At 70.1% G+C, this 10,341-nt stretch carries 11 protein-coding genes; 5 read left to right on the top strand and 6 right to left on the bottom strand.

The window, feature by feature from the left end; all coding sequences use genetic code 11:
* On the bottom strand, positions 1-1,167 hold a 1,167-nt coding region (locus tag ACKOQ4_RS08295), incomplete at its 3' end, for a cadherin-like domain-containing protein (RefSeq protein ID WP_526290705.1).
* 854 nt (positions 1,168-2,021) lie between these two features.
* Complete coding sequence (locus tag ACKOQ4_RS08290; protein ID WP_526290703.1) at positions 2,022-2,597, bottom strand: carboxymuconolactone decarboxylase family protein; 576 nt, start codon at positions 2,595-2,597, stop codon at positions 2,022-2,024.
* 227 nt (positions 2,598-2,824) lie between these two features.
* Here ACKOQ4_RS08290 and ACKOQ4_RS08285 point away from each other — a divergent pair, with 227 nt between their 5' ends.
* Positions 2,825-3,253 (top strand): hypothetical protein, encoded by a 429-nt coding sequence (locus tag ACKOQ4_RS08285; RefSeq protein WP_526290701.1) that lies wholly within the window; start codon positions 2,825-2,827, stop codon positions 3,251-3,253.
* Here ACKOQ4_RS08285 and ACKOQ4_RS08280 read toward each other — a convergent pair.
* Together ACKOQ4_RS08280 and ACKOQ4_RS08275 are read right to left on the bottom strand one after the other, a co-directional pair.
* On the bottom strand, positions 3,246-4,454 hold the full coding sequence (locus ACKOQ4_RS08280) for a hypothetical protein (protein WP_526290699.1): 1,209 nt from the start codon (positions 4,452-4,454) through the stop codon (positions 3,246-3,248). The two genes, ACKOQ4_RS08285 and ACKOQ4_RS08280, sit on opposite strands and share 8 nt — an antisense overlap.
* Positions 4,439-4,975, bottom strand: coding sequence for a hypothetical protein (locus tag ACKOQ4_RS08275; RefSeq protein ID WP_526290697.1), 537 nt, complete (start codon positions 4,973-4,975; stop codon positions 4,439-4,441). Before ACKOQ4_RS08275 ends, ACKOQ4_RS08280 begins: the two co-directional genes overlap by 16 nt.
* A gap of 83 nt (positions 4,976-5,058) precedes the next feature.
* Between ACKOQ4_RS08275 and ACKOQ4_RS08270 the strand changes: the two genes are divergently transcribed.
* Both ACKOQ4_RS08270 and ACKOQ4_RS08265 read left to right on the top strand, forming a co-directional pair.
* Positions 5,059-5,478: a hypothetical protein gene (locus ACKOQ4_RS08270; RefSeq protein ID WP_526290695.1), complete on the top strand. Its 420-nt coding sequence runs from the start codon at positions 5,059-5,061 to the stop codon at positions 5,476-5,478.
* A 17-nt stretch (positions 5,479-5,495) separates the two neighbouring features.
* Positions 5,496-6,176, top strand: a complete 681-nt coding sequence (locus tag ACKOQ4_RS08265) for a type 1 glutamine amidotransferase domain-containing protein (RefSeq protein WP_526290693.1) — start codon at positions 5,496-5,498, stop codon at positions 6,174-6,176.
* Between the two features lie 3 nt (positions 6,177-6,179).
* Here ACKOQ4_RS08265 and ACKOQ4_RS08260 read toward each other — a convergent pair whose 3' ends face one another.
* Both ACKOQ4_RS08260 and ACKOQ4_RS08255 read right to left on the bottom strand, forming a co-directional pair.
* A complete protein-coding gene (locus tag ACKOQ4_RS08260) occupies positions 6,180-6,734 on the bottom strand; it encodes a DUF3558 family protein (protein WP_526290691.1) in 555 nt (184 codons plus the stop codon).
* On the bottom strand, positions 6,731-7,330 hold the full coding sequence (locus ACKOQ4_RS08255) for a DUF3558 family protein (protein WP_526290689.1): 600 nt from the start codon (positions 7,328-7,330) through the stop codon (positions 6,731-6,733). Before ACKOQ4_RS08255 ends, ACKOQ4_RS08260 begins: the two co-directional genes overlap by 4 nt.
* Before the next feature lie 85 nt (positions 7,331-7,415).
* On the opposite strand from ACKOQ4_RS08255, the gene ACKOQ4_RS08250 reads away from it, so the two are divergent.
* Together ACKOQ4_RS08250 and ACKOQ4_RS08245 are read left to right on the top strand one after the other, a co-directional pair.
* A complete protein-coding gene (locus tag ACKOQ4_RS08250; RefSeq protein ID WP_526290687.1) occupies positions 7,416-9,152 on the top strand; it encodes an ABC transporter ATP-binding protein in 1,737 nt (578 codons plus the stop codon).
* 14 nt (positions 9,153-9,166) lie between these two features.
* The coding region (locus tag ACKOQ4_RS08245) for an ABC transporter permease (protein ID WP_526290707.1) at positions 9,167-10,341 on the top strand (1,175 nt) is incomplete at its 3' end.

The raw sequence follows: 10,341 nt of genomic DNA, 5'->3' as shown, positions 1-10,341 counted from the left end.
GCCGTGCCCATCAGAGACGGTGATCTCGAACGCATCGGCCAGCACCGCACCCGCCGCCCCGTCAGCGGCCGCGGCATGACGGGCCTGCGCGGTGGGCACATAACTGAACGTGCCGTCGGCGTTGAGCGTCACAACGCCCTGACCCGGCGCCCCGGCGGTCAACGTCAACGGATCGGCTTCGGGGTCGCTGAGCGACACCGACCCGACCACCCGACCATCGCCATCCGGAGCGCCGGCACTGGCCGACCCCCCCGGCGCGGTATTGGCCGGGGCCACCGCCACCGCCACCGGCAGGACCAGGGTGCCGCCACGGCCGTCGGAGACGGTGATGTCGAACGCATCGGCCAGCACCGCACCCGCCGCCCCGTCAGCGGCCGCGGCATGACGGGCCTGCGGGGTGGGCACATAACTGAACGTGCCGTCGGCGTTGACCGTCACAACACCCTTACCCGGCGTCGAGGCCACAAAGGTCAACGGATCGGCGTCGGGGTCGCTGACCTGCGCCGAACCGGTGACCTGACCACTGCCGTCGGGGGAATTGACGACGACGCTGCCTGTCGGCGGGCGATTGGCAGCGACAGGCGGGGCGGCGGAGAGTCTTCCGGGCCCGTCGGCATAGAAGGTCTGGGGCAGACCGAGCGGCCGGTTTGCCGAGTAAGTGGTCACCACGAGGGTGACCACCTGCCCGGCTGTGAGGTTCGCACTGACCTGCGGGCACAGACTCGCCGACCCGCCACAGCCCGAGGGCACCACGCCGGGCGGACGTCCTGAATACGTGTCGTCGTTGAGAACCACGGCATTGACGCCGGGGCGGGTCGGGTCGAAATCACCGTTGTAGAGGATCATCACGGTGTCGGTCGGAGCACTGGTCTGCCCGAACACGTAGTTCCGGGTCTCGTCGGCGGTGAAGTAAGTCGCGACGAAGTTGCGAGTCGACCCGCCCGGAGAACTGAGTTGACTGAGCCTGGACAAACCACCGCCCGCGATCGAGAACGTGCCCTGGGTGACCGCGGCCGGGTTGCTGAGGGTGATGGTCTGTACCGCAGCCGGGCCTACGGCAGCGGCGGCAAGCGGCACTGCGGCCTTGGCCGTCGGGGCGGCGGTCATCCGGCGCACAAGCAGCAGCGAGCCCTCGGCGAGCCCTTGCACCGGCACGAGGTCGGACATCAGCTTCTCCAAAGCCGCCGATACCGACCGGGTAACGGTCCCCACGCCAAGCGAGGTGAGGGCTGACCGTGGGGCCTGCACCGCTTCGGGGGGTGCGGGCATGACTTCGGCGCCGGAGGACCACGTCGTGAGCGGCGCCGCGGCCGGACGCGGAATCTCAAGCCGAAGCCGGCGCGCCGGCGGGGCACCGGTCGACACCGGAAGATGCGCGGACTTCCCGCCGGTCGGCTGCGGCGGCCGAAGCCACGACGGCAATGCCACCGATGCGCCGGGAGCGGGAACTGGGCGAGCGCCGGCCGGCGCCGTGGCCGCCGTGGCCGCGAGCCTGGGTACCTTGTCGGCGGCAGTCTTTCCAGACGAGCCGTTGCGGGCCGTCGCCGCAGGCCGCGGCACGGCGCGGCGGCGAGCATCCGGCTGTGCACTGCTCGATCCGACACGGATCGCCACGGGCTTGCGGGAGCGTCCGGCGGATTTTGCCGGTTCGGAGCGGGATGAAGGCGCCGCCGACGGGTCCCGTTCCCCGGTGTCCGCGGAAGCCGATCCCGCAGCCTGAGGACCGGCCAGCGACAGCCCCAGGGCGACAGCAGCAGCGCAGACCTGCGCTGCCAGCTGAGCCATCGGAGGACTCCTCGGAGAAGTTTTCGTGCTTGTCCTGCGGATTCTAGCGAATTTTAATGCTTTCGAGATAATCTCCGTGATTTGAATCACAACAAGTATTCACGTTTTACTTATTGATTAATCATTCTTCACATGGTATAAGCTCGGCGTCATCGCTGCCACAGGCCCAACGGGCGGGCGGTGCGGGGCGAAGCGCTTCCGCCCGCGAACCGTCGAGGGAGGTTCCCGGGCGGCAATCACTCTGGCGCACAAGATATTCCGGGGTCGGAGACCGGCGCAACGACCGCCGCGTAACCGATGCCGACGATCAACCGCCCGATGTCGGCATAGTCGGCGCGCTCCGGCGGGGTGACGGCGCCCAGGCCGTCGACATAGCGGTTGAACATGCAAAATGCCGCCGCGATCAGCACCGTGTCGTGGATCTCCAGGTCCGTCGCGCCCTGACCCCTGGCGGCCTGGACAGCCTCCTCGGTGACCGCCAGCCCGGACTGCGCCACCAATGCCGCCACAGCGAGCAGTGCCCGTAGCTTCGGGCTGATCGGCGCGGTGTCGGGGTCGCGCAGCGCAGCCTCGACCACTTCCCCGCCCTCGTCGAGTTGCAGCGCCGCGAAGGTGGCGTGAGCGTTGTGGCAGAACCGGCACTGGTTGAGCCGCGAGACGTAAGCGGCGATCATCTCCCGCTCACCCCGGCTCAGGGTGCTCTCGCCCCGCAACAGGACCTCGGCGAGATCGAAGAGCGGCCCGGCAGTCTGCGGCCGGAACAGCAGCGGGCCCATGATTCCCGGTGCGTCGGGCAAGTCGATGTACGGCATGTCTGTCTCCCACTATCTTCCGGCACCGACGGTACGCCTGAAGCCGCACCTGCGGCACGCTCGGCGGGCCTTCCGCCCCGCCGCGCGGTGGTTCATTCGGCGTTGTGGATGCGGCGCGCCGGCCCTCTCTGACACCGCGCCGGTCGTCGCGCCGTTCGGCCGAGCGACCATGTACGGCAGCGGATTTCCCGGCCACTCCGGTTCTGCTCGCCGCGGCGGCTCTGTCCGTGGCCGCATGCGGCGGCGCCACGACGACGGCGACCGACTCGCCGGCCACGGCCTCCCCGTCGACGTCCGCGGCCTCCGCGAGTCCGGCGGCCGGCGGAGGCCTGAGCGGCGAGCAGTTCCTCGTCCAGGCGCCCGGTCTGTCCGGTAGCGCCGTGGTGCTGCAGCGTTGTTCGCTGCTGACCACCCCCGGCAGCGACGGCCCGCCGGCCTGCCGGGTGCTGGATAGGGCGGGCAGGGACATCACCGACGCCAACGGCCTGCCGGTGGACATCTTCGTCAAGCAGGCCGACCTGAGCCCCGACGCCCGGTCGGTGGTGGCGGGCTGCGGCGGGGTGTGCACCGTGCAGATCAGCGGCACGCTGGAACGGGCGACGGACGGCACCGGATACCTCAGCATGACCGGTGTCAGCCTGAAGCCGGTCAGCTGAGTCCGGCCAGGATCCGGGCGCGGCGTCCGGCGTCGCCGATCCAGGCGGCGGTGGCCATGTCGGGGAACTCCCGAAGGTAGCGGGAGCCGTCCGGGGTCCGGACCGCCGACCGCGGAAGCGCTTCGCCGACAAGCATCTTCGCCAACTCGTCCGCCCACCGCGCCGCCCCTGCCGCCCATGCCCGGTCGTCGTTGTCCGGGCGTTCGGGGTCGTCGGGCAACCCCCGCAGCCGCCGACGGACCAGGTCGGCAAGCTGACCCGCGCACAGAATCGTCGAAGGACCTTCGCCCAGGTCCAACGGGTCCGCGGCGGGGCCGACCGGTTGAAACCACCACGCGCGCGGCGACCCGGCGACGGTGCCGCTGTAGCGCGCCACCAGCTCGTCGCCGACGTACTCCAACCGGTGGTCTCGGTTCTCCCGGCTCGCACCCTCCAGGTCGAGGAACAGGTGGATCTCGGCGGTCGTGCGGGCCGCCAGCACCCTGGCCGTCGACCGGCCGTCCTGCCCGTCGGCGAACAGCGCGGCACCCTGGGGGCCGAGCACCTCGGTGAAATCGAGACCGTGGTGCAACAGGATCGCGTCGTAGTCCGAGCGGGCGTTCAACTCGGCGAAAAGGATCCGCCCGTCGAGGCTGCCGATGCCGGACTGACGGAAGGCCGGCCGGCTCTGCAGGAAATCGCGCAGCCGATCAGGCGCAGTGAACACGTGAACCACCCGGAATGAATCCACCTCGTCGACGAGAGGCTCCCCGTCGGCGTCACGAAGCAGGAACCACTCGTGATCCAGTAGCGAACGTGCCTGTCCCGGAGCGGGATTGAGCAAGGCGTCCTCCGTATTCAGGACACTAACCCAGTAGGCCAGGGTCTCGGCTGACCCGTCCAACTCGATCACGCAGGCGGCCGGTGTGCCCAACTCGAAAACCACCCCGGCGCAGTCGGAGGGGAGGTTGCGAATGAGGTTCCGGCCGTCCGAGGGCGTCCAGCGGGTCCCGGATCCGTCCGGACTCACCGGTGCCGACTGGGCGGCGACAAAGCCCCGATCGCCCAACGTCCACAGCACCGGACGGCCGGCCTCGTCGACCGGGATGTGCCAGTCAGGGTGGCGCAGCACTGAGCGCAGGAAGTGGTCCTGCGACACGGTGTTCTCGCGGAAACCCTTCAGCGTCTCGACGATGCGGGCCGTCATCAGCGGCGCTGCCACTCGTCTGCGTACGCGTCAAGGACGCCGGCATAGCGCCCGAGCTCGGCCGCGGCGAATCGGTCGGGATTGGCGAGTGCGTAGGAGCGTGCGGCGACGGTGAAGAACCGGGCGCCGTCGACACCGCCGGACGGAACGAGCTTGACGGCCTCGCGCAGCGCCGCCGCGGCCAGCCGCAGCCGACGCACCACGGCGCGCGGGTGCACCGGGTCGTCCGGGCCGGGAAGCTCGCGCAGCACACGGTCGGCGAAGAAGACCAACTCGGCCGGATCCAGAATCTCGCTTGCCCCGTCGCCGAAGTCGGTGGGCTCCCACGGTGCGCCGCCGCCGAGGGTGAACCGGTGCACCCGAAGGCCCTCCGGATGCCGGGCGAGGAGGTGAAGTTCGGTGTCCACGGCGCGCGAGTCCTCGCGTTCACCGCCCTGGCACTGCACGAAAAGCCACGCCTCGTTGACGTTTCGGGCCGCGAAGACCTGCGACGACCAAGCCGGAACATCCGGCCAGGCGCTGGAAGCGGAGGCCATCGGATCAGTGTCCGCCCCGGCGCACCGACACGTCGGCTGTTCGGCCTAACGCCGACCCGGCTGCGTGGGTAGTGTCGACCGTGATGGGCGAAGCGGATCTGCCCCCCTCGGCGACAGTGACCTACGAGTTCCATGACTCGTCGGTTCCACCGCCGTTCCACCGCAGCTTCAGGCTGGTGTTCGACCGTTCGCAGGCCAGGATCGTCGTCGACAGCTACGGCGATGTGCTGGCCGACCGGACCGCTGCGGTGAGTCCGGCCGCCTGGCAGCAGGTTTCAGCTGGGTTTCCCGCGGTGCGCGGTCTGGCACTGGCCGAACCCGCGGAAGGCTGCACCGGTGGCACCGGCTTCTCCGCCACGGTCGCTGAGGACGGGACGGTGCGCTTCTCGCTGTCGGGGCTGGCCTGCGGCGGGGTCAACTCGGATGCGGCCGAGCGGCTGGCCGAGTGGGTCAGACCGGTGCGGTCGTTGTTCCCGCCCATGAATGAACTGGCCCCCGAGTGAGTGAGAGCGGAGCGGATATGAAGATCCTGATGGTCCTGACGTCACACGACCGGCTCGGCGACACCGGCCACCCCACCGGCTTCTGGCTCGAGGAGTTCGCCTCCCCCTACTACGTCCTCAAGGACGCCGGGGCCGAGCTGACCCTGGCCTCGCCCACGGGCGGGCAGCCGCCCGTCGACCCGAAAAGCCTGGCGGACGACGCCCAGACGGCGGCGACCCGCCGTTTCGAGGCCGACGACGACGCGCGGGCCGCGCTGGCCTCGACCGTCCCGCTCTCGGGTGTCGACGTCGCCCACTTCGACGCGGTGTTCTACCCGGGCGGTCACGGGCCGCTCTGGGATCTGGCCGAGGACGCCGGCTCGATCGCCCTGATCGAGCGCGCCGTCGGGCGTGGCATACCGGTGGCCGCGGTCTGCCACGCCCCCGCGGTGCTGCGCCACGTGAAGGACTCCACCGGGGCACCCCTGGTGCGCGGCAAGCGGGTCACCGGATTCAGCAACACCGAGGAGGCCGGTGTCGGGCTGACCGACGTGGTTCCGTTCCTGGTCGAGGAGATGCTGCGGGACAACGGCGGCGACTACCGGCGCGCCGAGGACTGGCACGCCCATGTCGAACGAGACGGGCTGCTGATCACCGGCCAGAATCCGGCGTCCTCCGACGCGACCGCCGAAGCCCTGCTGCAGGCGGTGCGGGGGTAGGCGTCAGCTGTTGGTGGCCAGCGTCAGTTCCATCAGCTTGATGGCCTGGGCGCAGGCGTCGATACCGGGCGCCTGGGGATTGATCCACCAGCCGACGACTCCGGCGGCGTCACTGGCCACCCCGCACCCGCCGTTGGGGTCGTTGCCGCGCATGACGATCGAGGCGATGCCGTTGATGGCCCGGCTCTCCGTCTTGTACTGCAGGTAGTCGGCCACCTTGCGCTCGTTGTCCAGGCTGCCCTGCTCGTACCAGAACCGGGTGATGTCGATCAGGCCGGCGGGGTTGAGGGCCTGCCAGCGGCAGACCGCGCCGACGAAGGTGCTCTGGATGTCCAGCGGGTCGGCGCCGACGGTCTTGGCGAGCACGTCGGCGGTCAGCACGTCGCATTCCTTGAGCAGGTTGGGGTACTTGTCGGCGGAGTTGTCGCCGCGCGAGATGCCGGTGCCGGCTTTCATCGCCGTCCCCTCGACGGTCTTGGCGCAGCCGGCGAGCAGCGCCGGGGCCAGCAGGGTGGCGATGACGCCGGCAGTGACCCGGCGACGCATCGGCGTGCTCATTTCGCGTTCACAATCGACTGACGGGTCAGTTCCTGGGCCACGTCGCAGGCCGGCGGGTAGGGCTTCTGGGCGAAGCTGACCGACCACTCGATGAAGTCGTCGTCGCTGACGTTGACCGCGATCTCGCACAGGTTGTCCCCCAGCATCGGGTCGGTGCCCACCGCGACCCAGCCCTTGCGGCCCTCGATGGTGATGTCCTCGACGCTGGTCCGGGACAGTTCCTCGGTCTTGCGTTCCCGGCCGATCGGGCTGCCCCGGAACCAGGTGAAGGAGAAGTGCGGACCCAGGATCCCGCCGCCCGCCAGCCACTGGCACCCCGCCGAGTTCACCGCCGTCTTGACCAGACCGGTCACCCGGGTCTGCTCGGCGAGCACCTGATCGCTGACGCCTCCGCACTCCGGGAACATCGGACCGTGCTTCCCGGACCCGGCGGCCGGCGAACCGGAATCCTGCTCCTGCTGTTGGGACTGGGGCTGATCTGCGCCACCGGACTGCGAACACCCCGGGAGGCCGGCGATTGCCGCCGCGGCGGCCAGCACGACCGCGAACGTTCGCACCGCCGTCTTTCCGGGCAGCTGACTCGTCACAGCATGCACTGTAGCGGCAGCCGTCGGCCCGACCGCCGACACACCGGCTGAGCAGGCGGTTTGCCACCGTCGGCAGGTGTGGGACAGTAACGAAATGCTCCTGGCGCTGGTGCGGCGGTACATCCGGCCGTACCGGCGACCGGTCGCGATGGTGATGGTGCTGCAGACCCTCAGCGCACTGGCGTCGCTGTACCTGCCGGGGGTCAACGCCGCGATCATCGACGACGGTGTCGCCACCGGGAACACCGCGCTGATCGCCCGGCTCGGGCTGGTGATGCTGGTGGTGACGGCGCTGCAGGGCGCCTGCGCGGTCGGGGCGGTCTACTTCGGGTCCCGCGCCGGCATGGGGTTCGGCCGGGACCTGCGCGCGGCGATGTTCGGCCACGTCCTCGGCTTCTCCGAGGCCGAGACCGCCCGATTCACGGCGCCGTCGCTGCTGACCCGCAGCACCAACGACGTCTCCCAGATCCAGACGCTGGTCCAGATGACCGCCACCGTGCTGGTGACCGCCCCGATCATGTGCGTCGGCGGAGTCGTCATGGCGATCCGCCAGGACGCCGGGCTGTCCTGGCTGCTGCTGGTGAGCGTGCCGGTGCTGGCGGTCGCGAACTACCTGATCGTGTCCCGGATGCTGCCGGTGTTCCGCAGCATGCAGCGCCTGATCGACGGGATCAACCGGGTGCTGCGCGAGCAGCTTTCCGGCATCAGGGTGGTGCGGGCTTTCGCCCGCGAGCCGTTCGAGGAGCGGCGCTTCGCCGCCGCCAACCGCGCGGTATCCGGGGCCGCCCTGGAGGCCGGCCGCTGGCAGGCGCTGATGCTGCCGGTGACCACGCTGACGGTCAACATCTCCAGCGTCGCGCTGATCTGGTTCGGCGGCCTGCGCATCGACGCCGGCACCATGCAGGTCGGGTCGCTGATCGCCTTCCTGTCCTACTTCATGCAGATCCTGATGGCCGTCCTGATGGCCACCCTCATCCTGGTGATGCTGCCCCGGGCGTCGGTGTGCGCCGAGCGGATCACCGAGGTGCTCTCGACCCCGCCCGGCCTGAGCGATCCGCCCGCGCCGCTGCTCGCGCGCGACGGCGTACGCGGCGCGCTGGCCCTCGATGACGTCACCTTCCGCTATCCGGGAGCCGAACGCCCGGTGCTGCAAGGGGTTACCCTCACCGCCTCGCCGGGGACGACGACGGCGATCGTCGGCGGCACCGGGTCGGGGAAATCCACTCTGGTGGCGCTGATCTGCCGGCTCTACGACGTGACAGCCGGGTCGGTCCGGGTGGACGGCGTCGACGTCCGCGACTACGCCACCGAATCGCTGTGGTCGTCGCTCGGGCTGGTGCCCCAGCGGGGCTACCTGTTCACCGGGACCGTCGCCGACAACCTGCGCTACGGCAAGTCGGACGCCACCGAGGACGAGATGTGGACGGCGCTGCGGATGGCCGCCGCCGACGACTTCGTCGGCGCGAGCCCCGACGGGCTGGGAATGCGCATCGCCCAGGGCGGCGCCAACCTGTCCGGCGGACAGCGTCAGCGGCTGGCGATCGCCCGGGCGATGATCCGCCGCCCGGCGCTCTACGTGTTCGACGACGCGCTGTCCGCACTCGACGTCCGTACCGATGCCCGGGTACGCGCCGGATTGCGCGAGATCACCGCCGGCGCGACCGTCGTCATTGTCTCCCAGCGGATTTCGACCGTCGCCGACGCCGACCAGATCATCGTGCTCGACGGCGGCCGGGTGGTCGGGGTGGGCACCCACCGGACGCTGCCCGGCGACTGTCCGGCCTACGCCGAGTTCGTCGAATCGCAGGCGGTCGAGGTGGGGGCGCCGTGACCGCCCCGCCTCCGATGCGGGCCGGGGTGCCCGCGATGCTGGCCGATCCCGAGCACGCGCGCCCGCGCGACTTCCGCGGTTCGATCCTGCGACTGCTGCGGCGGCTGACCCCGCATCGCCGGCCCACCACGGCGGTGCTGGCGATGGCGGTGGCCGGTATCGCCCTGTCGGTGATCGGCCCGAGGGTTCTGGGCCACGCCACCGACCTGCTGTTCAACGGGGTGATCGGCCGGCGGCTACCCGCCGGGATCTCCAAGGAGCAGGCGATCGCCGAGGCGCGGGCACGAGGGGACGGCCGCTTCGCCGACCTGCTCTCCGGAATGGACGTGATACCCGGCCAGGGGGTTGACTTCGCGGCGGTGGGCCGGACCCTGGCCGTGGCGCTGGGCCTGTATCTGCTTGCCGCACTGCTCATCTGGGGCCAGGCCCGGTTGCTCAACGTGATCGTCCAGCGCACCATCACCACCCTGCGTGCCGAGGTGGAGGCCAAGATCCACCGGCTTCCGCTGGCTTATTTCGACGCCCGCCAGCGTGGCGAGCTGCTCAGCCGGGTGACCAACGACGTCGACAACATCGCGACGTCGTTGTCGTTGACGATCAGCCAACTGCTCACCGCGGCGCTCACCGTCGTCGCGGTTCTGGTGATGATGCTCCTCCTCTCACCCCTGCTGACCGCGATCACCGTGGCCATCGTCCCGTTGTCGCTGCTGGCGATCCGGGCAATCACCCGGCGCTCGCGCACGCTGTTCGTCGCCCAGTGGTCCAACACCGGCCGGCTCAACGCCCACGTCGAGGAGACCTATTCGGGGTTCACCGTGGTCCGGACGTTCGGCCACCGCGCCTCGGCACAGGAGAAGTTCACCCTCCTGAACGACGACGTCTATCACGCCGGGTTCGGCGCCCAGTTCTTCTCCGGCCTGGTGTCCCCGGCCGCCATGATCGTCGGCAACCTCAGCTATGTGGCCGTCGCGGTGCTCGGCGGATTCCAGGTGGCCACCGGCCGGATGACCCTGGGCGGCGTCCAGGCCTTCATCCAGTATGTCCGCCAGTTCAACCAGCCGTTGACCCAATTGGCCGGCATGTACAACACCCTGCAGTCCGGGGCGGCCAGCGCCGAGCGGGTATTCGACCTCCTCGACGAGCCGGAGGAGACCCCCTCTGCGGCAACCGAACTTCCGGACGGCGCCGG

It is taken from the genome of Mycobacterium sp. (genome assembly GCF_046095365.1).
In the GTDB taxonomy this organism is placed as follows: Bacteria; Actinomycetota; Actinomycetes; order Mycobacteriales; family Mycobacteriaceae; genus Mycobacterium.
This window is presented reverse-complemented; position numbering and strand designations above follow the sequence as displayed.